Below are 22,409 nucleotides of genomic sequence, written 5' to 3' on the forward strand. Positions count from 1 at the left end.
ACCATGCATTTCACCATTCAACGCGAAGCCCTGTTGAAACCCCTGCAACTGGTCGCCGGCGTCGTCGAGCGCCGACAGACCTTGCCGGTGCTTTCCAACGTGCTGCTGGTTGTCGAAGGCCAGCAACTGTCGCTGACCGGTACCGACCTGGAAGTCGAGCTGGTCGGTCGTGTGCAACTCGAAGAGCCGGCTGATCCGGGTTCCATCACCGTGCCTGCGCGCAAGCTGATGGACATCTGCAAAAGCCTGCCGAACGACGCGCTGATCGATATCAAGGTTGATGAGCAGAAGCTCGTGGTGAAGGCCGGCCGTAGCCGCTTCACCCTGTCGACCCTGCCGGCCAATGATTTCCCTACCGTCGAGGAAGGCCCGGGCTCGCTGACCTGCAGCCTGGAGCAAAGCAAACTGCGCCGTTTGATCGAGCGCACCAGCTTCGCCATGGCTCAGCAGGACGTGCGTTATTACCTCAACGGCATGTTGCTGGAAGTCTCCGAAGGCATCATTCGCGCCGTGGCTACCGACGGTCACCGTCTGGCCATGTGCTCGATGAAAGCCGATATCGGTCAGCCGGATCGTCACCAAGTGATCGTGCCGCGCAAGGGTATCCTTGAACTCGCGCGCTTGCTGACCGAACCGGATGGCCAGGTCAGCATCGTTCTGGGTCAGCATCACATCCGCGCAACCACTGGTGAATTCACCTTCACTTCGAAACTGGTCGACGGCAAATTCCCGGATTACGAACGTGTTCTGCCCAAGGGTGGCGACAAGTTGGTGCTCGGTGATCGTCAGGCACTGCGCGAAGCCTTCAGCCGTACCGCGATTCTGTCCAACGAAAAGTACCGCGGCATCCGTCTGCAACTGGCCAATGGTCAGCTGAAGATCCAGGCGAATAACCCGGAACAGGAAGAGGCGGAAGAAGAAGTCGGCGTTGAGTACAACGGCGGCAATCTGGAAATCGGCTTCAACGTGAGCTACTTGCTCGACGTGCTGGGCGTGATGACCACCGAGCAGGTTCGCCTGATCCTGTCCGACTCCAACAGCAGTGCGCTGGTGCAAGAGTCCGACAACGACGACTCGGCTTACGTTGTCATGCCGATGCGCCTGTAATCATGTTCAGCAGAAGCTAGATGTCCTTAAGTCGCGTCTCGGTCACCGCGGTGCGCAATCTGCACCCGGTGACCTTCTCCCCCTCTCCCCGAATCAACATTCTTTACGGCGCCAACGGCAGCGGCAAAACCAGTGTTCTGGAAGCCATACACCTGCTGGGGCTTGCCCGTTCGTTTCGCAGCAGCCGTCTGTTGCCGGTTATTCAATATGAGCAACTGGCGTGCACCGTGTTTGGTCAGGTGGAATTGGCTGCGGGCGGACACAGCGCGTTGGGGATTTCGCGGGACCGCCAAGGTGAGTTCCAGATTCGCATCGACGGCCAGAATGCGCGCAGCGCTGCGCAACTGGCGGAGATCCTGCCACTGCAGTTAATCAACCCCGACAGCTTCCGGCTGTTGGAGGGTGCGCCGAAGATTCGTCGGCAGTTTCTCGACTGGGGTGTGTTCCACGTGGAACCGCGTTTCATGGCCACTTGGCAGCGGTTGCAGAAGGCCCTGCGCCAGAGAAACTCTTGGCTGCGGCATGGTACACTTGACGCCGTTTCGCAAGCGGTTTGGGACAGGGAACTGTGCCAAGCCAGCGCAGAAATTGATGAATACCGCCGCGCTTATATCAAAGCCTTGAAACCAGTCTTTGAACAGACCTTGAGCGAACTGGTTGAGCTTGAGGGTTTGACGCTCAGCTATTACCGAGGTTGGGACAAGGATCGCGAGCTGAGTGCGGTGCTCGCCGGGTCCCTGCAACGGGATCAGCAAATGGGCCACACCCAGGCCGGACCACAACGCGCTGACTTGCGTCTTAGATTGGGCGCACACAACGCCGCGGACATATTGTCCCGGGGTCAGCAGAAGTTGGTGGTCTGCGCATTGCGGATTGCCCAAGGGCACCTGGTCAGCCAGGCCCGACGCGGCCAGTGTATTTATCTGGTGGATGACTTGCCGTCCGAACTCGACGAGCACCACCGCCGCGCGCTTTGCCGCTTGCTGGAAGACTTACGCTGCCAAGTGTTCATCACTTGTGTAGATCACGAATTATTGAGGGAAGGCTGGCAGACGGAAACGCCAGTCGCTCTGTTCCACGTGGAACAGGGCCGTATCACCCAGACCCACGACCATCGGGAGTGAAGGCATTGAGCGAAGAAAATACGTACGACTCAACGAGCATTAAAGTGCTGAAAGGCCTGGATGCCGTACGCAAACGTCCCGGTATGTACATTGGTGACACCGACGATGGCAGCGGTCTGCACCACATGGTGTTCGAAGTGGTCGATAACTCGATCGACGAAGCTCTCGCCGGCCACTGCGACGACATCAGCATCATCATCCACCCGGATGAATCCATCACCGTTCGCGACAACGGTCGTGGCATCCCGGTAGACGTGCACAAAGAAGAAGGCGTCTCGGCGGCCGAGGTCATCATGACCGTGCTGCACGCCGGCGGTAAATTCGACGACAACTCCTACAAAGTTTCTGGCGGCCTGCACGGTGTAGGTGTTTCGGTTGTGAACGCCTTGTCCGAAGAGTTGATCCTGACTGTTCGCCGCAGCGGCAAGATCTGGGAACAGACTTACGTCCACGGTGTTCCGAAAGAGCCGATGAAAATCGTTGGCGAAAGCGAAACGACCGGTACCCAGATTCACTTCAAGCCATCCGACCTGACCTTCAAGAACATCCACTTCAGCTGGGACATCCTGGCCAAGCGGATTCGTGAACTGTCCTTCCTCAACTCCGGTGTCGGCATCGTCCTCAAGGATGAGCGCAGCGGCAAGGAAGAACTGTTCAAGTACGAAGGTGGTCTGCGTGCGTTCGTTGAATACCTGAACACCAACAAGACTCCGGTCAACCAGGTGTTCCACTTCAACATCCAGCGTGAAGACGGCATCGGCGTGGAAATCGCCCTGCAGTGGAACGACAGCTTCAACGAGAACCTGTTGTGCTTCACCAACAACATTCCTCAGCGCGATGGCGGTACTCACCTGGTGGGTTTCCGTTCCGCACTGACGCGTAACCTCAACACCTACATCGAAGCGGAAGGTCTGGCGAAGAAGCATAAAGTCGCCACTACCGGTGACGATGCGCGGGAAGGCCTGACCGCAATTATCTCGGTGAAAGTGCCGGATCCGAAGTTCAGCTCCCAGACTAAAGACAAGCTGGTTTCTTCCGAAGTGAAGACCGCGGTCGAACAGGAAATGGGCAAGTACTTCTCGGACTTTCTGCTGGAAAACCCGAACGAAGCCAAACTGGTCGTCGGCAAGATGATCGACGCCGCGCGCGCTCGTGAAGCGGCACGCAAGGCTCGTGAGATGACTCGTCGCAAAGGCGCGCTGGATATCGCCGGCCTGCCGGGCAAACTGGCTGACTGCCAGGAAAAGGACCCTGCCCTTTCCGAACTGTACCTGGTGGAAGGTGACTCTGCTGGCGGCTCCGCCAAGCAGGGACGCAACCGTCGCACCCAGGCGATCCTGCCGCTCAAAGGCAAGATCCTCAACGTCGAGAAAGCACGTTTCGACAAGATGATCTCTTCGCAGGAAGTGGGCACCTTGATCACCGCGCTGGGCTGTGGCATTGGCCGCGACGAGTACAACATCGACAAGCTGCGTTATCACAACATCATCATCATGACCGACGCTGACGTCGACGGTTCGCACATCCGCACCCTGCTGCTGACCTTCTTCTTCCGTCAGTTGCCGGAGCTGATCGAGCGCGGCTACATCTATATCGCCCAGCCGCCGCTGTACAAGGTCAAGAAAGGCAAGCAAGAGCAATACATCAAAGACGACGACGCCATGGAAGAGTACATGACGCAGTCGGCCCTGGAAGATGCGAGCCTGCACTTGAACGAAGACGCCCCGGGCATTTCCGGCGAAGCGCTCGAGCGTCTGGTGAATGACTTCCGTCTGGTCATGAAGACCCTCAAGCGTCTGTCGCGCCTGTACCCACAGGAACTGACCGAGCACTTCATCTACCTGCCTGCGGTCAGCATGGAGCAACTGTCTGATCACGCCGCCATGCAAGACTGGATGGCCCGTTTTGAGACTCGCCTGCGTACCGGCGAGAAGTCCGGTCTGGTTTACAAAGCCAGCCTGCGTGAAGACCGTGAACGTAACGTCTGGCTGCCGGAGGTCGAACTGATCTCCCACGGTCTGTCGAACTACATCACTTTCAACCGCGACTTCTTCGGCAGCAACGATTACAAAACCGTGGTTTCGCTCGGCGCTCAACTGAGCACCCTGCTCGACGACGGCGCGTACATCCAGCGCGGCGAACGCAAGAAGCCAGTCACCGAGTTCAAGGAAGCGCTCGAATGGCTGATGGCTGAAAGCACCAAGCGTCACACCATTCAGCGCTACAAAGGTCTGGGCGAAATGAACCCGGATCAACTCTGGGAAACCACTATGGACCCAGCTCAGCGCCGCATGCTCAAAGTGACCATCGAAGACGCCATTGGCGCGGACCAGATCTTCAACACCCTGATGGGTGATGCGGTCGAACCCCGCCGTGACTTCATCGAGAGCAATGCGTTGGCGGTTTCCAACCTGGACTTCTGATTCAGTACAGGTACAGCCAATCAGTTGATCATTTCCAAAAATGGATGATCGACGAATTCAGATAGTAAAAAGGCCAATTCATTGAATTGGCCTTTTTTTTTGTTTTGAGCCCAACTTCGATTCTTGCGATGGCATGCAGACGTGCCCCCCATGTTCCACGTGGAACCAACCGACGTGTGAAGCACCGTATAGTTGAGTCGTGTTTTATTCCTTTCGTCGGCTCCGCACCGCGCAGTCAGCAGGTAACGTCCTGATTGCCCGGATCACGTGAATATATGACGCCGCGCGCCGTCATTTTTGCTCTTTCGATATGTCGTCAGTGAAGGCACAATGCGGATCCTTTTTTGGCCGGCCTTGCCGGGGGCCTCGAAATGATCAAAACGCCGTACTACCTCATCGACAAACAAAAACTGCTGACCAACATGCAGAAGATCGCTTACGTGCGCGAACAGTCCGGGGCCAAGGCCCTGCTGGCGCTCAAGTGCTTCGCTACGTGGTCGGTGTTCGACTTGATGCAGCAATACATGGACGGCACCACCTCGTCCTCGCTGTATGAGCTCAAGCTCGGTCGCCAGAAATTCGAAGGCGAGACCCATGCCTACAGCGTGGCCTGGGCCGACGACGAAATCGAGGAGATGCTCGATAACAGCGACAAGATCATCTTCAACTCCATCAGCCAGCTGCAACGCTTTGCCGAGCGTTCAGAAGGCAAAGTCCGCGGCCTGCGGGTCAACCCGCAAGTGAGCAGCTCTGATTATTTGCTGGCCGACCCGGCGCGCCCGTTCAGCCGCCTGGGCGAATGGGACCCGGTAAAGATCGAAGGCGTTATCGATCAGATCTCCGGTTTCATGTTCCACAACAACTGCGAGAACGGTGACTTCGGCCTGTTCGACCAAATGCTCTGCACCATCGAGGAACGCTTCGGTGAACTGCTGCACAAGGTCAATTGGGTCAGTCTGGGCGGCGGTATTCACTTCACCGGTGAGGACTACGCGCTCGACGCATTCTGCGCGCGGCTCAAGGCCTTCTCGCAAAAGTACGGCGTTCAGGTTTACCTGGAACCGGGCGAAGCGGCGATCACCAACAGCGCTTCGCTGGAAGTAACGGTGCTCGATACCCTCTATAACGGCAAGCATCTGGCGGTGGTGGACAGTTCCATTGAAGCCCATCTGCTTGATCTGCTGATTTATCGCCTCAACGCCAAACTGGCGCCAAGCGAGGGTGATCACACCTACATGGTGTGCGGCAAGTCGTGCCTGGCGGGGGACATCTTTGGTGAATACCAATTTGACCGTCCGCTGGCCATCGGCGATCGACTGTCGTTCATCGACACGGCGGGTTACACCATGGTCAAGAAGAACTGGTTTAACGGCCTGAAAATGCCATCCATCGTAGTGAAACAACTCGACGGTACAGTCGAAGTGGTTCGCGAATTTGGTTTCCAAGACTACCTGTCCAGTCTTTCGTAAAACGGACAAAAAGAGAGAAATAAAGCAATTGAAAAAGAACGTTCTTATCATTGGTGCAGGAGGTGTCGCTAAGGTGGTGGCCCACAAGTGCGCGCAGCACAACGACGAACTCGGTCGTATTGCTATCGCGTCGCGCAACATCTCCAAGTGCCAGGCCATCATCGACAGCGTCAAGGCCAAGGGTAGCCTCAAGGTTCCCGCCGACATCTCTGCCTTTTCGCTCAATGCACTGGATGTTGACGCCACCAAGGCGCTGATCCGCGAAACCGAATCGCAGATCGTGATCAACGTCGGTTCCGCTTTCCTCAATATGTCGGTGCTGCGTGCGTGCATCGATACTGGCGTGGCCTATCTGGACACCGCCATCCACGAAGAGCCGGGCAAGGTCTGCGAGACCCCGCCGTGGTACGGCAACTACGAGTGGAAGCACTTGGATGAATGCAAACAGAAGAACATTACAGCCATCCTCGGCGTCGGTTTCGACCCAGGCGTGGTTAACGCGTACGCCGCGCTAGCGAAACAAAAGCATTTCGACCGCATTGATTCGATCGACATTCTCGACGTCAATGCCGGCTCCCACGGCAAGTATTTCGCGACCAATTTCGACCCGGAAATCAATTTTCGCGAATTCACCGGACAAGTCTGGAGCTGGCAGAACAGCCAGTGGACCAGCAACACCATGTTCGAAGTCAAACGCACCGACGACCTGCCGGTTGTAGGCTCGCAGAACCTGTACCTGACCGGCCACGACGAAGTGCACTCGCTGTCGAAGAATCTCGACGTGCCCAACGTGCGTTTCTGGATGAGCTTCGGCGAGCACTACATCAATGTGTTCACGGTGCTCAGGAACCTCGGTCTGCTCTCGGAGCAACCGGTCAAGACCGCCGAAGGCCTGGAAGTAGTGCCGCTGAAATTGGTCAAAGCCGTGCTGCCTGATCCGGGCTCGCTGGCGTCTGGCTACACCGGCAAGACCTGCATCGGCGATCTGGTCAAAGGCACCAAGGATGGTCAACCGCGCGAGGTGTTCATCTACAACGTCGCCGACCACGAGCAGGCCTACGCCGAAACCGACAGCCAAGGCATTTCCTATACCGCTGGCGTACCGCCCGTGGCCGCAGCGCTGCTGGTCGCGCGCGGCGAGTGGGACGTGCAACGCATGGTCAATGTCGAAGAGTTGCCGGCGGAACCGTTCCTCAACGCACTGGATGTAATGGGTCTGCCGACCCGCATCAAAGACGAGAATGGGGACCGCCCCTGGAACCGCAACGCTTAAGGCTCGCAGCATCAAGCCGAGCTTGATCGCTTGCTAAAAAAACGCCGCTCACTGAGCGGCGTTTTTGTTTGCACGAAATCTCGGGGGATAGATCGGCCCGCGCTGCATAGCCTGACCCACTACACCCCCACACTCTCCAATCGATACCCGTAGCCATAAATCGTCAACAGCTGCCAACCGCGATCAGCCGTCAGACCCAGCTTATTGCGCAGTCGGTAAATGTGCGTATCCAGCGGCCGCGAGGAGACCATTTCTTCATGGCTCCAAAACCGTCCATAGAGATATTCGCGCGACAGCGGCCGACCGAGGTTGGTGAACAGACACCGCGCCAGTCGATATTCCCGTTCGGTCATGCCGATTGGCGTACCCGCGCGGGTGACCGTTTGTTCCGCGTCGTCGAACACCAGGTCGTTAAAGTTGAGCACTTCGCCGGTGTTGGCGCGTTGTTGGCTGTGTCGGCGCAGGACGGCGGCGACCCGGGCCTTCAGTTCGTTGGGGCGGAAAGGTTTGCTGACGTAGTCGTCGGCGCCGGCATTCAGCGCCTGGACGATGTCGCTTTCGGCGTCGCGGCTGGTGAGCATGATCGCGGCGGGCGGCGCGTCCATGTGTTCGCGGGTCCAGCGCAGGAGCGCGAGGCCGCTGAGGTCGGGCAGTTGCCAGTCGAGGATCAGCAGGTCGAAAGTTTCCCGACGCAGTTGCCGCAGCAGGTCTTCGGCGCGCTCGAAACTGTGCAGCGACCAGGCTTGCTCGCCCGGCTCGGCCATTTGCCGCAGCGTCTGCTCCACCCGGCGTAATTCAGCGGGTTCATCGTCCAGTATCGCGACACGCATGTGCGGTAATTCCTTGATGGCCGGTTGGCAAATGAACGATAGCGACTCGGCGCAATGCGCGAAAGTATTCGACCCTCCGTTGGTCGTTCGTCCGCTATGATTCTGCAATTGAAATCTTCCAATCTGACCAGTGACTTATGCCGCTAATTCCCCCTCCCCTGCACTATCAGTCATTTTTATGACCAATCAACGCCGCCACGAAAGTCGCGAGCCGACTCAGGTCCAGCGCTTGTTTCGGCAATTGGTGCGTGAATGGCTATGGATCAGCCTGATTCTGCTGCCGCTGACGGCCTTGTATTCATTGAGCGCGCAGTCGGGCAAACACGAAGCCTTGGGCGCGCTGTTGTCAGTCACTCTGGTCGCTTGCGTGCTCGGCTTGCTGTTGCTGCGACCGCGTCTGGCGTTGTGGATAACCTTGGGCGGCATGGGCTGCACCTTGTTGGTCAGTGCTTTTTCGGCTGAGCAACGTTGGTGGTGGTCGCCCACCGCGAGTCTGCTCGGGATGCTCTTCGGTTACTTGATCTGGAACTGGCGGCGCCTCAGCGTGGTGCTGACCTATTTCGGCTGGGAGCTGGCGCGGCTGGATAACGAACCCAAGGTCTTTCCGGAACGTCGTCGCGCGCAGTTTCCCACAGGCGATCGCTTGCAGGGCCAAGTCATGGCGCTCGAACAAGCCATGAGCCGAACCCGCGATACCCGGCGCTTCATCGCCGATGGCCTGGAGTATCTGCCGGTGGCCACGCTGATCAGCGACCCCCAAGGCCGGATCCTGCTCGGCAACCGCAACGCGCGGGACTTGTTCGGCGGCGATCTGGTCGGTGATCAGGTGCTGGAGCGGCTGACGCAACTCGGTCATCCCGAGTTGCTCAATGGTTCGCGGCCCGCGTTGGCGAACCTGGCGACAGTCGAGTTCAGAGACATTCAGGGCCGCAGCTTGCGTCTGGAGCGCGCGGCACTATTGCCCGTTGATGGCGAAACGCCGATCGGCTGGCTGCTGAGCCTGACCGACCTGAGCGTCGAGCGCGATGCCGAAGAGCAACGCGGCGTGCTGCTGCGCTTTCTCTCCCACGACCTGCGCGCACCCCATTCGGCGATCCTCGCCCTGCTCGACGTGCACCGTCAGCAGATGGGTGGAAACACGCCGTTGTTCGAGCAGATTGAACGCCAAGTGCGTCGGGCGCTCGATCTCACGGACGGCTTCGTGCAATTGGCCAGGGCCGAGTCTGAGGCTTATCAGTTCGTGCCCAGCCTGTTTGCGATGGTGGTGCTGGATGTCTTCGATCAAGCGCTGAGCATCGCGCAGCTGAAAAGCATCGAGCTCGTCCATGATTTGCAGGACGAGGCGCAGGAAAGTCTGATCATGGCCGATCAGGGGCTGCTGACCCGCGCATTGTTCAACCTGGTGGAAAACGCGATCAAGTACAGCGCCAGCGGCACGCTGATCCGTTTGCAGGTTCGCTGCGTTGATGGCTGGTTGATTTGTGAGCTGATCGATCAGGGCAAAGGCATCGGTGCCGAAGAGCTGCCCGAGTTGTTCAGCCAATATCGACGCTTCTCGTCCGCCCAGGGCATTGATGGCATTGGCCTGGGATTGTCGATGGTCAAAGCGGTGGTCGATCGCCACGGCGGGCGCATCGAGTGTGCCAGCGAGGTTGGCAAAGGCACGCGTTTCAGTCTGTATTTCCCGCTGGTCGAGGAGTAAATCGCGGGCATAAAAAAACCGGCTATATCAGCCGGTTTTTTTACGTCCGAAAAAAACTTATGCACCTTTTCCGGCGTTTTATGAGCTTAGGAAATATGTATATAAATCATAAGCCTAAAGGCAGAAATGGCTGTTTTCGGAAGAAACGGTACACAGGTTATCCACAGAATCTCAGACAGCCACTTGATCGTTTTCAACCGGGGTTTGTGGCGCCGGTGGCAGCGAGCCCATGTCGCGCTGCATTTGTTCGTTCCAGGCCTGAACCCGGTCGTTCAGCGCAGCCACGGCGCGCGGCCCCGTGCCCTCGGCGTACATCGGTTCGCCGATGATCACGGTGATCACACCCTGCTTCTTTGCCCAACCGGTTTTCGGCCAAAACTTGCCGGCATTGTGTGCAATCGGCAGCACCGGAAGCGCCGCGTTGACCGCCAAAGCGCTGCCACCGCGCGAGAACTTGCCGACAGTGCCGTACGGTACGCGCGTGCCTTCCGGAAAGATCAGCACCCAAACGCCGTCCTTGAGCAATTCGTCGCCCTTCTTCGCCACATGCTTGAGCGCGGCTTTCGGGTTATCGCGGTCGATGGCGATCGGTCGCAGCATCGCCATGGCCCAGCCGAAAAACGGCACAAACAGCAAAGAACGCTTGAGCACTTGGCTCAGCGGTTCGAAATAGGCCGAGAGGAAAAACGTTTCCCAGGTGCTCTGGTGGTTCGACTGAATCACGCAGGGGCGCTCAGGCACATTCTCCGCGCCTTTGATTTCGTAGCTGATGCCGAGAAAAACCTTGCTCAGCCACAGTGCGCAGCGGCACCAGTAGACGTTGATAAAACGATAACGCGCCTTGAACGGCAGAAACGGCGCGATAAAAAAGCTCAGGCTGCACCAGAGCAAAGAGCTGGTGCCCAGCAACAGATAAAAGAGGAAAGTTCTGATGGCCTGCAGTATCGACATGGTGACGTTTACCGTGCGGGCTCTGCCCGTCTATATAAAGCGCAATCCCGATCAATCCTTGGTCAGGAATCTCGAAACGCTCTAATTGTGGATAAGTTCTGCGGCAATCGCCGCCAGATCGTCAAAAATCAAGGTGCCTACCGGCAGGGTCTTGCCCTGAGTCTTTTCGCCTTTTCCGGTTTTAACTAAAACTGGCTGAGAATCGACGGCTTTGGCGGCTTCCAGGTCACCGAGAGAATCGCCGACGAACCATAAGTTTGTCAGCGACACGTTGTAATGAGCGGCGATGGTTTTCAACATCCCCGGTTTTGGCTTGCGGCAATCGCAGCCATCGTCCGGCCCGTGCGGGCAATAGACGATCAGCCCGACCTCGCCGCCCTGCTCCGCCACCAGCGAACGCAAGCGCTGGTGCATGGCGTCCAGAGTGGCGATGTCGTAATAGCCGCGAGCGATGCCCGACTGGTTGGTAGCGATGGCTACCGTCCAGCCGGCCTTGCTCAACTGCGCGATGGCTTCGATCGAGCCGGGTAGCGGAATCCACTCCTGCACCGACTTGATGTAAGCGTCGGAGTCGTAATTGATCACCCCGTCCCGATCGAGAATCAGCAGTTTCAAACCGTCTTACCCCAGCAGCGAAATGTCGGCGACGCCGAGGAACAGCCCACGCAGACGCGACAGCAAGGCATAACGGTTGGCCCGCACGTTGGCGTCGTCGGCGTTGACCATTACCGCTTCGAAGAACGCGTCGACCGGCTCGCGCAAGGCTGCCAGGCGTGCCAGCGATTCGCTGTACTGACGCGCCGCCGCCATTGGCTGGACAGCCTGGTCAGCCTGCTGGATCGCCGAATACAGCGAGAACTCGTTGGCGTTGTCGAAGTACTTGGCTTCGACCACCGCCGGCACCGCGCCTTCGAACTTGCTCAGCAGGTTCGAAACGCGCTTGTTCACCGCCGCCAACGCTGCCGCTTCCGGCAATTGACGGAAGGCTTGCACCGCTTGCACACGCTGATCGAAGTCCAACGCTGAACCCGGCTTCAAAGCACGCACCGACAGATAGGTCGCGACATCGACGCCTTCGTCTTCGTAACGCGCACGCAGACGGTCGAAGATGAATTCCAGCACCGAATCGTTGAGGCCAGCCGCTTTGATCTTGCCGCCGAACGCCGACACCGCAAATGCGACCGCGTCGTTGAGGTCGAGCTCAAGCTTCTTCTCGATCAGAATGCGCAGTACGCCGAGGGCTGCACGGCGCAAGGCATACGGGTCTTTGCTGCCGGTTGGCAACATGCCGATACCGAAGATCCCGACCAGCGTGTCGAGTTTGTCAGCGATGGCCACGGCCGCACCGGTCAGCGTGGTCGGCAGTTCAGCGCCAGCGCCGCGCGGCATGTACTGCTCATTCAGCGCCAGCGCGACTTCTTCCGGCTCGCCGTCATTCAGCGCGTAGTAGTAACCGGCGACACCTTGCATCTCCGGGAACTCGCCGACCATTTCGGTCGACAGGTCGCATTTCGACAGCAGGCCGGCGCGCGAGGCCCAGGCTGCGTTGCCGCCAATGCGCTGAGCGATGAACGCGGCGAGTTTGGAAACGCGTTCGGCTTTGTCGTAGACGCTGCCGAGTTTTTCCTGGAACACCACGTTCTGCAGGCGCAGGTTGAAGTCTTCGAGTTTCTGCTTCTTGTCTTGCTTGAAGAAGAACTCGGCGTCGGTCAGGCGTGGGCGCACCACTTTCTCGTTACCGGCGATGATCTGCTGCGGGTCTTTGCTTTCGATGTTGGCCACGGTAATGAAACGTGGCAGCAACTTGCCGTCGGCATCCAGCAGGCAGAAATATTTCTGGTTGTCCTGCATGGTGGTGATCAGCGCTTCTTGCGGCACGTCGAGGAAGCGTTCCTCGAACGAGCACACCAGCGGCACCGGCCATTCAACCAGCGCGGTCACTTCGTCGAGCAAGGCTGGCGGCACGATGGCCGTACCTTCCTGCATTGTCGCCAGTTCTTCGGTGCGTTTGCTGATCAGTGCGCGACGCTCGTTGGCATCGGCCAGCACGTAAGCACCACGCAGGTCGGCCAGGTAGTTGGCCGGCGCGCTGATGCGCACGCTTTGCGGGTGATGGAAGCGGTGACCACGGGAATCGCGGCCGGACTTCTGCGCGAGGATCGTGCAATCGATGACCTGGTCACCGAGCAACATCACCAGCCATTGGGTCGGACGGACGAATTCTTCTTTGCGCGCACCCCAGCGCATGCGCTTGGGGATCGGCAGGTCGTTCAGCGAATCTTCAACGATGGTCGGCAGCAGGCTCGCGGTCGGTTTGCCGGCGATGCTCTGGCTGTAACGCAGTTTCGGACCGCTCTGATCGATTTCGCTCAGGTCGACGCCGCACTTCTTGGCGAAACCCAGGGCAGCCTGGGTCGGGTTGCCGTCGGCATCGAACGCAGCCTGACGCGGCGGGCCGTCGAGGTTGATGCTGCGATCCGGTTGCTGGGTGGCCAGCGCGGTGATCAGCACAGCCAGACGACGTGGCGCGGCGTACACGGTTTTGGCTTCGTAGCTCAGGCCAGCGGCTTGCAGGCCTTTGTCGATACCGGCGAGGAACGCGTCGGCCAGGGTGTTCAGGGCTTTAGGCGGCAGTTCTTCGGTGCCCAATTCAACCAGGAAATCCAGAGCACTCATTGTGCAGCCTCCAGCTTAGCCAACACTTCATCACGCAGATCCGGGGTCGCCATCGGGAAGCCCAACTTGGCGCGCGCCAGCAGGTAGGCTTGCGCAACGGAACGCGCCAGAGTGCGCACGCGCAGAATGTATTGCTGACGCGCAGTCACCGAGATTGCCCGGCGCGCATCCAGCAGGTTGAAGGTGTGGGACGCCTTCAAGACCATTTCGTAGCTCGGCAACGGCAGCGGCTGGTCGAGTTCGATCAGGCGCTTGGCTTCGCTTTCGTAGAAATCGAACAGCTCGAACAGCTTCTCGACGTTGGCGTGTTCGAAGTTGTAAGTCGATTGCTCGACTTCGTTCTGGTGGAACACGTCGCCGTAGGTGACTTTGCCCATCGGGCCGTCAGCCCAGACCAGGTCATAGACCGAATCCACGCCTTGCAGATACATCGCCAGACGTTCCAGACCGTAGGTGATCTCGCCGGTCACCGGGTAGCACTCGATGCCGCCCGCTTGCTGGAAGTAAGTGAATTGCGTCACTTCCATGCCGTTGAGCCAGACTTCCCAGCCCAGACCCCAGGCGCCCAGTGTCGGCGATTCCCAATTGTCTTCGACGAAGCGGATGTCGTGGACCAATGGGTCCAGGCCAACGTGCTTGAGAGAGCCCAGGTACAGTTCCTGAAAGTTGTCCGGGTTCGGTTTCAGGACGACCTGAAACTGGTAGTAGTGCTGCAGACGGTTCGGGTTTTCGCCGTAGCGGCCGTCAGTCGGGCGACGACTGGGCTGCACATAAGCGGCGTTCCAGGTTTCCGGGCCGATGGCGCGCAGAAACGTGGCTGTGTGGAAAGTGCCGGCGCCTACTTCCATATCGTAGGGCTGAAGTACCACGCAACCTTGCTCGGCCCAGTATTGCTGGAGCGCGAGGATCAAGTCTTGGAAGGTACGCACGGCTGGCGTAGGCTGGCTCACGAAATTCACCTGTTTCTTGGGCTGCGATTTAAAGAGCGGGAGTATACCCGATTCGTTGCTGCGCACGCCCCCTGGAGCCTTATGCCACGCTGCTTTTGGTGTTCCGAAGATCCGCTGTACATGGCATATCACGATCAAGAGTGGGGCACGCCGCTACGCGATGCGCAGGGATTGTTCGAGTTGCTTTTGCTCGAAGGGTTCCAGGCCGGCCTCTCATGGATCACCGTGTTGCGCAAACGCGAGCGCTACCGCGAGGTGCTGTTCGGCTTCGATGTCCAGCGCGTGGCGCAGATGAGCGATGCCGAAATCGATGAATTGATGCTCGACCCCGGGATCATCCGCAACCGCCTCAAACTCAACGCCGCCCGCCGTAATGCCCAGGCCTGGCTGGCGCTGGAGGATCCGGTTGCGTTTCTCTGGTCCTTCGTCGATGGCAAGCCTGTGATCAATCATTTCAAGGATCGCAGCGAAGTGCCGGCCGTTACGCCGACTGCCGTGGAAATGAGCAAAGGCCTGAAAAAGGCCGGTTTCACCTTCGTCGGCCCGACCATTTGCTATGCGCTGATGCAGGCCTCGGGCATGGTCATGGACCACACCCAGGATTGCGATCGCTACGCGACGCTGGCGAACGGCGGTTAGAATGGCCGCCTTCGGACACCGCACAAGATCAGGAGTGACCTGTGGATAAGTTTAAAGGCGCCTTGCTGGTAGGCGCTCTGCGGCTGTTTGCCCTGCTCCCGTGGCGAGCCGTGCAGGCAGTCGGCGCAGCCATTGGCTGGATGATGTGGAAAACCCCTAACCGTTCCCGCGACGTGGTGCGGATCAACCTGGCCAAGTGCTTCCCGGACATGGACCTGGCCGAGCGCGAACGCCTCGTCGGCCAGAGTCTGAAAGACATCGGCAAGTCCCTCACCGAAAGCGCCTGCGCGTGGATCTGGCCGGCTCAGCGTTCGATTGATCTGGTGCGCGAAGTCGAAGGCCTCGATGTGTTGAAAGAGGCCTTGGCGTCCGGCAAAGGCGTGGTTGGAATCACCAGCCACCTCGGCAACTGGGAAGTGTTGAACCACTTCTATTGCAGCCAGTGCAAACCGATCATTTTCTATCGTCCACCGAAGTTGAAAGCGGTCGACGATCTGCTGCGCAAGCAGCGCGTGCAGTTGGGCAACCGCGTCGCGGCCTCGACCAAGGAAGGCATCCTCAGTGTCATCAAGGAAGTGCGCAAGGGTGGTGCAGTGGGCATTCCCGCTGACCCGGAACCGGCCGAATCCGCCGGGATCTTCGTGCCGTTCTTCGCCACGCAAGCGCTGACCAGCAAGTTTGTGCCGAACATGCTCGCGGGCGGCAAAGCGGTCGGGGTATTCCTGCATGCGCTGCGTTTGCCTGACGGCTCTGGTTACAAAGTGATTCTCGAAGCGGCGCCGGAAGCCATGTACAGCACGGATACCGAGACCTCCTGCGCGGCGATGAGCCAAGTGGTCGAGCGTTATGTGCGGGCTTATCCGAGCCAGTACATGTGGAGCATGAAACGTTTCAAGAAACGTCCACCGGGCGAAGAACGCTGGTATTGAAGAACTTGGCACACTCTGTGGATAACCCAAACCTGTAGGAACGAGGCTTGCCCGCGAAGGCGTCCTTGAAAACGCCAAAAGCTTCGCGGGCAAGCCTCGCTCCTACACAGGTCGGGTTATCCACAATTGTTCACGCAAGGGCGCAGAAGATGTCCGAACACCGCAAGTCATTCCGCATCAAGATCAGCCACGAGAGTTTCGGCGAGTGTCTGGGACAGACCCGCAATCTCTCGACCACTGGCGTGTACGTGCAGCATCCGCGCCTGTCGGCATTGCCCACCGGCGCTGTGGTTTATGGGCAGGTGCAGGATTTACCCACAGGCGCGCCGCGAGTGCGCATGGAAGTGGTGCTGGTGGATGCCGAAGGGATTGGCCTGCGCTATCTCTGATCAGCGCGCCTGACGGTCGAGTTTTTTCAGGAAAACCGTCATTTCCTTTTCCGCTTGTTTGTCGCCGTGCGCGCGGGCGGCTTCCACGCCCTGCTCCCAGGCCTGCCGCGCGGCGGCGTGATCGGCGAGTGCCAAGTGCGCCTTGCCCAGCAACTTCCACGCCGCCGAATATTTCGCATCGAAATCGACGCAACGCTGGAAATGCTCGGCAGCCTTGGCGTTCTCTCCCAAATCCAGATAACCCTTGCCGAGGCCGAAGCGCAGCAAGGAGTTATCCACACCCTTGGCGAGCATTTTTTCCAGTGATTCGAGCATGGTTGGCACCTTCAGGTTATGTGGAAAGGTTGAGATTGCCTTCGCGGGCAAGCCTCGCTCCTACAGGTTATGAGTCGCATCATGTGTGTACGACTCGACCTGTAGGAGCGAGGCTTGCCCGCGAAGAGGCCTTCGAATCAGAAAAAGCTCAACCCCACATGGAACAGCTTCTCCACATCGCGAATATGCTTTTTGTCCACGAGGAACAGAATCACATGGTCGCCCGCCGCAATCACCGTGTCGTCGTGGGCGATGATCACGTGTTCATCGCGAATAATCGCGCCAATCGTGGTCCCCGGCGGCAAGCCGATATTGCCGATGGCTTTGCCAATCACTTTGCTCGACTTCGCATCGCCATGGGCAATCGCCTCGATGGCTTCCGCCGCGCCGCGCCGCAGTGAATGCACGCTGACGATATCGCCACGGCGCACGTGCGCCAGCAACGTACCGATGGTCGCCAGTTGCGGGCTGATGGCGATATCGATGTCGCCGCCCTGGATCAAATCGACGTAAGCCGGGTTGTTGATGATCGTCATCACCTTCTTCGCGCCCAGACGTTTAGCCAGCAGCGACGACATGATGTTGGCTTCGTCATCGTTGGTCAGCGCGAGGAACAGGTCGGCGTCGGCGATGTTCTCTTCCAGCAGCAAATCGCGGTCCGAAGCGCTGCCCTGCAGGACCACGGTGCTGTCGAGGTGGTCCGAGAGATGGCGGCAGCGCGCCGGGTTCATCTCGATGATTTTCACCTGATAACGGCTTTCGATGGCCTCGGCCAAGCGTTCGCCAATCTGCCCGCCGCCGGCAATCACGATGCGTTTGTAAGTTTCATCGAGGCGGCGCATTTCGCTCATGACCGCCCGAATATTGGCCTTGGCGGCGATGAAAAACACCTCGTCGTCGGCCTCGATCACCGTATCGCCCTGCGGCAGGATCGGCCGATCGCGGCGAAAAATCGCCGCGACGCGGGTTTCGACATTCGGCATGTGCTCGCGTAATTGCCGCAGTTGCTGACCGACCAGCGGCCCGCCGTAATAGGCTTTTACCGCGACCAATTGCGCCTTGCCTTCGGCGAAGTCGATGACCTGCAACGCGCCGGGATGCTCGATCAGGCGCTTGATGTAATTGGTCACGACTTGTTCCGGGCTGATCAGCACATCGACCGGAATTGCTTCGTTACTGAATAGACCGCCGCGCGTCAGGTACGCCGCTTCGCGCACTCGCGCGATTTTGGTCGGGGTGTGGAACAAGGTGTGGGCGACCTGGCAGGCGACCATGTTGGTTTCGTCGCTGTTGGTCACCGCGACCAGCATGTCGGCGTCGTCGGCACCGGCCTGACGCAGCACTGTCGGGAACGACGCGCGGCCCTGCACGGTGCGAATGTCAAGACGGTCGCCGAGGTCGCGCAGGCGTTCGGCATCGGTGTCGACCACCGTGATGTCGTTGGCTTCGCTGGCCAAATGTTCCGCCAGCGAACCGCCGACCTGCCCTGCGCCAAGGATGATGATTTTCATCCGGTCACTCCCTTGAAAATCCGGTTAACCGCGCGCGGCGGCAATCTTGATCAGTTTGGCGTAGTAGAACCCGTCGTGCCCGCCCTGCTGGGCCAGCAATTGGCGACCATGCGTTTGCTTGAGCCCGGCCGTGGTAGCGAGGTCCAGCTCCCGCGCGCCCGGCGTGCGGGCGAGGAAGGCCTCGATGACTTCGGTGTTTTCGGTCGGCAGCGTCGAGCACGTCGCGTAAAGCAGAATCCCGCCAACCTCCAAAGTTATCCACATGGCGTCGAGCAATTCGCCTTGCAGCACCGCGAGCGCGGCGATGTCATCGGGCTGGCGTGTCAGCTTGATGTCCGGGTGACGACGGATTACGCCAGTTGCCGAGCATGGCGCGTCCAGCAGAATTCGCTGGAACGGCTTGCCGTCCCACCAAGCGGCGGTGTCGCGGCCATCGGCGGCGATCAATTCGGCGCTCAGGCCCAGGCGCGCGAGGTTTTCGCGCACGCGCACCAGGCGTTTCGCTTCCAGGTCCACCGCCACCACGCCGGCCAGTGCGGGCTCGGCTTCGAGTATGTGGCACGTCTTGCCGCCGGGCGCGCAGCAGGCGTCGAGCACGCGTTGGCCCGGCGCGAGGTCGAGCAAATCAGCGGCCAGTTGCGCGGCTTCGTCCTGCACGCTGATCCAGCCTTCAGCGAAGCCCGGCAGGCTGCGCACGTCGGCGGCGACGTCGAGAATGATGCCGTCGCGGCTGTAGACGCACGGGTTGGCGGCGATGCCGGCATCGCTGAGCAACGCGAGGTACGCGTCACGGCTCTGATGGCGACGGTTGACCCGCAGAATCATCGGCGGATGCGCGTTGTTTGCGGCGCAAATGGCTTCCCACTGCTCTGACCAGAACGCTTTCAGGGATTTTTGCAGCCAGCGCGGATGCGCGGTGCGCACCACCGGATCGTGTTCCAGCTCGGCCAGCAGCGCTTCGCTTTCGCGTTGCGCGCGACGCAGCACGGCGTTGAGCAAGGCCTTGGCCCAAGGCTTTTTCAGCTTGTCGGCGCAACCCACGGTTTCGCCAATCGCGGCGTGCGCCGGGACGCGGGTGTAAAGCAACTGATAGAGCCCGACCAGCAACAACGCCTCGACATCGGCGTCCGCTGCTTTGAACGGTTTCTGCAGCAACTTGGTCGCCAGCGCCGAGAGACGTGGCTGCCAGCGCGCGGTGCCGAATGCCAAGTCTTGAGTAAAGCCGCGATCGCGGTCTTCAACCTTGTCCATCTGCGTCGGCAACGAGCTGTTGAGTGAGGCTTTGCCGTTGAGCACAGCGGCGAGTGCCTTGGCGGCGGCCAGACGCGGATTCATTGCGCGTCCACCGCTTGGCCGAGCACGGTGCCGACAGCGAATTTCTCGCGGCGGCTGTTGAACAAGTCGCTGAAGTTCAGTGGCTTGCCGCCGGGCAATTGCAGACGGGTGAGACACAGCGCCTGTTCACCGCACGCGACGATCAAACCGTCCTTGCTGGCGCTGAGGATTTCCCCCGGATTGCCCTGCCCTTCGGCGAGTTTCGCGGCCAGCACTTTCAGTGCTTCGCCGTTCAATGTGCTGTGGGTGATCGGCCATGGATTGAAGGCGCGGACCAGACGTTCCAGCTCAACCGCCGGACGGCTCCAGTCGATGCGCGCTTCATCCTTGTTCAATTTGTGTGCATAGGTCGCGAGGCTGTCGTCCTGCACTTCGCCTTCCAGCGTTCCGACAGCGAGGCCGGCAATCGCTTGCAGCACCGCTGGCGGACCGATTTCGGCCAAGCGGTCGTGCAGGCTGCCGCCGGTGTCTTCGCCGGTGATCGGCGTGCTGACTTTGAGCAGCATCGGCCCGGTGTCGAGGCCCAGTTCCATGCGCATCACGGTCACGCCGCTTTCGCTGTCGCCCGCTTCGACGGCGCGCTGGATCGGCGCCGCACCGCGCCAGCGTGGCAGCAAGGATGCGTGGCTGTTGATGCAACCGAGGCGCGGAATGTCCAACACCACTTGCGGCAGGATCAAGCCATACGCGACCACCACCAGCAAATCCGGCTTCAGCGCGGCCAGTTCAGCCTGGGCGTCGGCGTTGCGCAGGGTCGGCGGCTGCAACACCGGGATGTTGTTTTCCAGAGCCAGTTGCTTGACCGGGCTCGGCATCAGTTTTTGCCCACGGCCCGCCGGACGGTCCGGTTGGGTGTAGACCGCGACGATCTCGTAAGGGCTGGCGAGCAGGGCCTTGAGGTGTTCGGCGGCGAATTCCGGGGTGCCGGCAAAGACGATGCGCAGTGGCTCAGTCATGGAAGCTCTCGATTACAAAGCAGTCTGAAAAGAAAAAGGCTTGCCGCAGCAAGCCTTTGAAAGGAGGGCATCAAGCGTTCTGGCGATGGAGCTTTTCCAGTTTTTTCTTGATTCGGTCGCGCTTGAGGTTGGACAGGTAATCGACGAACAACTTGCCGTTAAGGTGGTCGCATTCGTGCTGGATGCACACCGCGAGCAGGCCTTCGGCGATCAGTTCATACGGCTTGCCGTCGCGGTCCAGGGCCTTGATTTTGACCTTCTGCGGGCGATCGACGTTTTCGTAGAAGCCTGGCACCGAGAGGCAGCCTTCCTGGTATTGCTCCATCTCGTCGGTCAGGGTTTCGAACTCGGGGTTGATGAACACCCGAGGCTCGCTACGGTCTTCGGAAAGGTCCATCACGACGATACGTTTGTGCACGTTGACCTGGGTCGCGGCGAGGCCGATGCCTGGCGCTTCATACATTGTTTCAAACATGTCATCGACCAACTGACGCACTTCGTCGTCCACTACGGCCACCGGTTTGGCGATAGTGCGCAGGCGCGAGTCGGGAAATTCGAGGATGTCTAAAATGGCCATAAGCTTAATTGCTGCACATGTGAGGTAAAGTCGGGTCGATGGCCTGGCGGGTCCGAGGATGCAGGCTACCGTTGTAAAACGTAGCTCCTTTCTCTGTGAAGAGCGAGGAGCGAGCCACGGGGGCTCTGGCGTTTTACGCGAACGCACATAATAAAGGGATTCACCGCATGAGGAAATCACTACTCGCCTTGCTCCTTCTGGCCTCGGCTGGTTTGGCGCACGGGCAAGTGCAACTCAGGGAAGGTTTTCCGCAGCAATACACAGTGGTACAGGGCGACACACTTTGGGACATCTCCGGCAAATTCCTTCGTGAACCGTGGAAATGGCCCGAACTCTGGCAGGTCAATCCTCAGATCCAGAACCCCAATCTGATCTATCCCGGCGACTTGCTGACCCTGACTTATGTCGACGGTCAGCCGCGCCTGATGCTCAATCGCGGCGCGTCGCGCGGCACCATCAAGCTCTCGCCGCGTGTGCGCAGCAGCCCGGTGGCCGATGCGATCCCGAGCATTCCACTGCAATCGATCAACAGTTTTCTGCTGAGCAACCGCATCGTCGACAAGGTCGAGGACTTCGACACCGCGCCTTACATCGTCGCCGGCGACGCCGAACGCGTGCTCAGCGGCACCGGCGACCGGATTTTCGCGCGCGGGCATTTCGACCCGAACCAGCCGGTTTACGGGATCTTCCGCCAGGGCAAGGTCTACACCGATCCGCAGACCAAGGAATTTCTCGGGATCAACGCCGACGACATTGGCGGCGGCGAAATTGTCGCGACCGAAGGTGATGTCGCGACGCTGGCGCTGCAACGCACCACCCAGGAAGTGCGCCTCGGCGACCGTTTGTTCAGCGGCGAAGAACGCGCGATCAATTCAACGTTCATGCCCAGCGCGCCGAAATCGCCGGTCGACGGCTTGATCATCGATGTGCCGCGCGGCGTCACGCAGATTGGCGCGATGGACGTGGTCACGCTGAACAAGGGCCAACGCGACGGTTTGGCCGAAGGCAATGTGCTGGTGGTGATGAAAACCGGCGAAACCGTGCGTGATCGCGTGACCGGTCAGCCGCTGAAAATTACCGACGAACGTGCAGGTCTGCTGATGGTTTTCCGCACTTACGACAAGCTCAGTTATGGCTTGGTACTGACCGCTTCGCGCTCGCTGGCGGTGATGGACAAGGTGCGAAATCCTTAGCTGGCTTCACAAGTTACCAACAGAGTTATCCACAGCTTGTTCCTGTTTCGACGGGACTTA

20 protein-coding genes are annotated in these 22,409 nt (G+C 59.3%); 10 read left to right on the plus strand and 10 right to left on the minus strand.

Going from position 1 to position 22,409, the window contains the following annotated elements; genetic code table 11:
• The first annotated feature begins 3 nt into the window (after window positions 1-3).
• The 5 genes from dnaN to FBY12_RS17495 all read left to right on the plus strand — a co-directional run bounded on the left by dnaN (window position 4) and on the right by FBY12_RS17495 (window position 7,396).
• The gene (dnaN, locus tag FBY12_RS17475) at window positions 4-1,107 is read left to right on the plus strand and encodes a DNA polymerase III subunit beta (protein WP_101207253.1); all 1,104 of its coding nucleotides are present in this window, start codon (window positions 4-6) and stop codon (window positions 1,105-1,107) included.
• A gap of 20 nt (window positions 1,108-1,127) precedes the next feature.
• Window positions 1,128-2,231, plus strand: coding sequence for a DNA replication/repair protein RecF (gene recF / locus FBY12_RS17480; RefSeq protein WP_121732601.1), 1,104 nt, complete (start codon window positions 1,128-1,130; stop codon window positions 2,229-2,231).
• Between the two features lie 5 nt (window positions 2,232-2,236).
• Window positions 2,237-4,654: a DNA topoisomerase (ATP-hydrolyzing) subunit B gene (gene gyrB, locus FBY12_RS17485; protein ID WP_121732600.1), complete on the plus strand. Its 2,418-nt coding sequence runs from the start codon at window positions 2,237-2,239 to the stop codon at window positions 4,652-4,654.
• Between the two features lie 371 nt (window positions 4,655-5,025).
• On the plus strand, window positions 5,026-6,123 hold the full coding sequence (locus tag FBY12_RS17490) for a carboxynorspermidine decarboxylase (protein ID WP_121732639.1): 1,098 nt from the start codon (window positions 5,026-5,028) through the stop codon (window positions 6,121-6,123).
• A gap of 28 nt (window positions 6,124-6,151) precedes the next feature.
• Window positions 6,152-7,396, plus strand: coding sequence for a saccharopine dehydrogenase family protein (locus FBY12_RS17495; RefSeq protein ID WP_145254339.1), 1,245 nt, complete (start codon window positions 6,152-6,154; stop codon window positions 7,394-7,396).
• Between the two features lie 119 nt (window positions 7,397-7,515).
• Here FBY12_RS17495 and FBY12_RS17500 read toward each other — a convergent pair whose 3' ends face one another.
• A complete protein-coding gene (locus tag FBY12_RS17500; protein ID WP_121732598.1) occupies window positions 7,516-8,226 on the minus strand; it encodes a response regulator transcription factor in 711 nt (236 codons plus the stop codon).
• A gap of 178 nt (window positions 8,227-8,404) precedes the next feature.
• On the opposite strand from FBY12_RS17500, the gene FBY12_RS17505 reads away from it, so the two are divergent.
• Window positions 8,405-9,928 carry a PAS domain-containing sensor histidine kinase gene (locus FBY12_RS17505; protein ID WP_145254341.1) on the plus strand — a complete coding sequence of 508 codons (1,524 nt, stop codon included), beginning with the start codon at window positions 8,405-8,407 and terminating at the stop codon, window positions 9,926-9,928.
• 171 nt (window positions 9,929-10,099) lie between these two features.
• Here the strand turns inward: FBY12_RS17505 and FBY12_RS17510 are convergent, their stop codons facing one another.
• From FBY12_RS17510 to glyQ, 4 genes are all read right to left on the minus strand, one after another.
• On the minus strand, window positions 10,100-10,879 hold the full coding sequence (locus FBY12_RS17510; RefSeq protein ID WP_145254344.1) for a 1-acyl-sn-glycerol-3-phosphate acyltransferase: 780 nt from the start codon (window positions 10,877-10,879) through the stop codon (window positions 10,100-10,102).
• An 81-nt stretch (window positions 10,880-10,960) separates the two neighbouring features.
• On the minus strand, window positions 10,961-11,494 hold the full coding sequence (gene gmhB / locus FBY12_RS17515) for a D-glycero-beta-D-manno-heptose 1,7-bisphosphate 7-phosphatase (protein ID WP_145254347.1): 534 nt from the start codon (window positions 11,492-11,494) through the stop codon (window positions 10,961-10,963).
• A 6-nt stretch (window positions 11,495-11,500) separates the two neighbouring features.
• Window positions 11,501-13,555, minus strand: coding sequence for a glycine--tRNA ligase subunit beta (gene glyS, locus FBY12_RS17520; protein WP_145254350.1), 2,055 nt, complete (start codon window positions 13,553-13,555; stop codon window positions 11,501-11,503).
• Window positions 13,552-14,505 (minus strand): glycine--tRNA ligase subunit alpha, encoded by a 954-nt coding sequence (gene glyQ, locus FBY12_RS17525; protein ID WP_008155694.1) that lies wholly within the window; start codon window positions 14,503-14,505, stop codon window positions 13,552-13,554. Before glyQ ends, glyS begins: the two co-directional genes overlap by 4 nt.
• An 81-nt stretch (window positions 14,506-14,586) precedes the next feature.
• On the opposite strand from glyQ, the gene tag reads away from it, so the two are divergent.
• The 3 genes from tag (at window position 14,587) to FBY12_RS17540 (ending at window position 16,462) form a co-directional block, all read left to right on the plus strand.
• Entirely contained in the window at window positions 14,587-15,144 is a 558-nt protein-coding gene (gene tag / locus FBY12_RS17530; RefSeq protein WP_145254353.1) for a DNA-3-methyladenine glycosylase I, read from the plus strand.
• Between the two features lie 41 nt (window positions 15,145-15,185).
• Window positions 15,186-16,073: a lysophospholipid acyltransferase gene (locus tag FBY12_RS17535; protein ID WP_145254356.1), complete on the plus strand. Its 888-nt coding sequence runs from the start codon at window positions 15,186-15,188 to the stop codon at window positions 16,071-16,073.
• Window positions 16,074-16,222: 149 nt separating this feature from the next.
• Window positions 16,223-16,462: a pilus assembly protein PilZ gene (locus FBY12_RS17540; RefSeq protein ID WP_092275662.1), complete on the plus strand. Its 240-nt coding sequence runs from the start codon at window positions 16,223-16,225 to the stop codon at window positions 16,460-16,462.
• Here FBY12_RS17540 and FBY12_RS17545 read toward each other — a convergent pair whose 3' ends face one another.
• The 5 genes from FBY12_RS17545 to def form a co-directional block, all read right to left on the minus strand.
• The gene (locus tag FBY12_RS17545; protein ID WP_121732594.1) at window positions 16,463-16,777 is read right to left on the minus strand and encodes a hypothetical protein; all 315 of its coding nucleotides are present in this window, start codon (window positions 16,775-16,777) and stop codon (window positions 16,463-16,465) included.
• Between the two features lie 137 nt (window positions 16,778-16,914).
• Window positions 16,915-18,288: a Trk system potassium transporter TrkA gene (gene trkA, locus FBY12_RS17550; protein WP_121757142.1), complete on the minus strand. Its 1,374-nt coding sequence runs from the start codon at window positions 18,286-18,288 to the stop codon at window positions 16,915-16,917.
• 24 nt (window positions 18,289-18,312) lie between these two features.
• Window positions 18,313-19,623 carry a 16S rRNA (cytosine(967)-C(5))-methyltransferase RsmB gene (rsmB, locus tag FBY12_RS17555; RefSeq protein ID WP_145254359.1) on the minus strand — a complete coding sequence of 437 codons (1,311 nt, stop codon included), beginning with the start codon at window positions 19,621-19,623 and terminating at the stop codon, window positions 18,313-18,315.
• Window positions 19,620-20,579 carry a methionyl-tRNA formyltransferase gene (gene fmt, locus FBY12_RS17560; protein WP_145254361.1) on the minus strand — a complete coding sequence of 320 codons (960 nt, stop codon included), beginning with the start codon at window positions 20,577-20,579 and terminating at the stop codon, window positions 19,620-19,622. Before fmt ends, rsmB begins: the two co-directional genes overlap by 4 nt.
• A 70-nt stretch (window positions 20,580-20,649) precedes the next feature.
• Window positions 20,650-21,156 (minus strand): peptide deformylase, encoded by a 507-nt coding sequence (def, locus tag FBY12_RS17565; protein ID WP_092275647.1) that lies wholly within the window; start codon window positions 21,154-21,156, stop codon window positions 20,650-20,652.
• 167 nt (window positions 21,157-21,323) lie between these two features.
• Here def and FBY12_RS17570 point away from each other — a divergent pair, with 167 nt between their 5' ends.
• Window positions 21,324-22,349, plus strand: coding sequence for a LysM peptidoglycan-binding domain-containing protein (locus tag FBY12_RS17570; RefSeq protein ID WP_145254364.1), 1,026 nt, complete (start codon window positions 21,324-21,326; stop codon window positions 22,347-22,349).
• The last annotated feature ends 60 nt before the right edge of the window (window positions 22,350-22,409 follow it).

The sequence above is a fragment of the Pseudomonas sp. SJZ131 genome, from assembly GCF_007828705.1.
Taxonomy (GTDB): domain Bacteria; phylum Pseudomonadota; class Gammaproteobacteria; order Pseudomonadales; family Pseudomonadaceae; genus Aquipseudomonas; species Aquipseudomonas prosekii.

Bases quoted from the DNA above. Each gene is read 5' to 3' on its own strand.
- dnaN (WP_101207253.1), top strand. From the start codon at position 4: ATGCATTTCACCATTCAACGCGAAGCCCTGTTGAAACCCCTGCAACTG.
- recF (WP_121732601.1), top strand. From the start codon at position 1,128: ATGTCCTTAAGTCGCGTCTCGGTCACCGCGGTGCGCAATCTGCACCCG.
- glyS (WP_145254350.1), bottom strand. From the start codon at position 13,555: ATGAGTGCTCTGGATTTCCTGGTTGAATTGGGCACCGAAGAACTGCCG.
- trkA (WP_121757142.1), bottom strand. From the start codon at position 18,288: ATGAAAATCATCATCCTTGGCGCAGGGCAGGTCGGCGGTTCGCTGGCG.
- FBY12_RS17490 (WP_121732639.1), top strand. From the start codon at position 5,026: ATGATCAAAACGCCGTACTACCTCATCGACAAACAAAAACTGCTGACC.
- FBY12_RS17510 (WP_145254344.1), bottom strand. From the start codon at position 10,879: ATGTCGATACTGCAGGCCATCAGAACTTTCCTCTTTTATCTGTTGCTG.
- fmt (WP_145254361.1), bottom strand. From the start codon at position 20,579: ATGACTGAGCCACTGCGCATCGTCTTTGCCGGCACCCCGGAATTCGCC.
- FBY12_RS17540 (WP_092275662.1), top strand. From the start codon at position 16,223: ATGTCCGAACACCGCAAGTCATTCCGCATCAAGATCAGCCACGAGAGT.
- FBY12_RS17570 (WP_145254364.1), top strand. From the start codon at position 21,324: ATGAGGAAATCACTACTCGCCTTGCTCCTTCTGGCCTCGGCTGGTTTG.
- rsmB (WP_145254359.1), bottom strand. From the start codon at position 19,623: ATGAATCCGCGTCTGGCCGCCGCCAAGGCACTCGCCGCTGTGCTCAAC.
- tag (WP_145254353.1), top strand. From the start codon at position 14,587: ATGCCACGCTGCTTTTGGTGTTCCGAAGATCCGCTGTACATGGCATAT.
- FBY12_RS17505 (WP_145254341.1), top strand. From the start codon at position 8,405: ATGACCAATCAACGCCGCCACGAAAGTCGCGAGCCGACTCAGGTCCAG.
- FBY12_RS17500 (WP_121732598.1), bottom strand. From the start codon at position 8,226: ATGCGTGTCGCGATACTGGACGATGAACCCGCTGAATTACGCCGGGTG.
- def (WP_092275647.1), bottom strand. From the start codon at position 21,156: ATGGCCATTTTAGACATCCTCGAATTTCCCGACTCGCGCCTGCGCACT.
- FBY12_RS17545 (WP_121732594.1), bottom strand. From the start codon at position 16,777: ATGCTCGAATCACTGGAAAAAATGCTCGCCAAGGGTGTGGATAACTCC.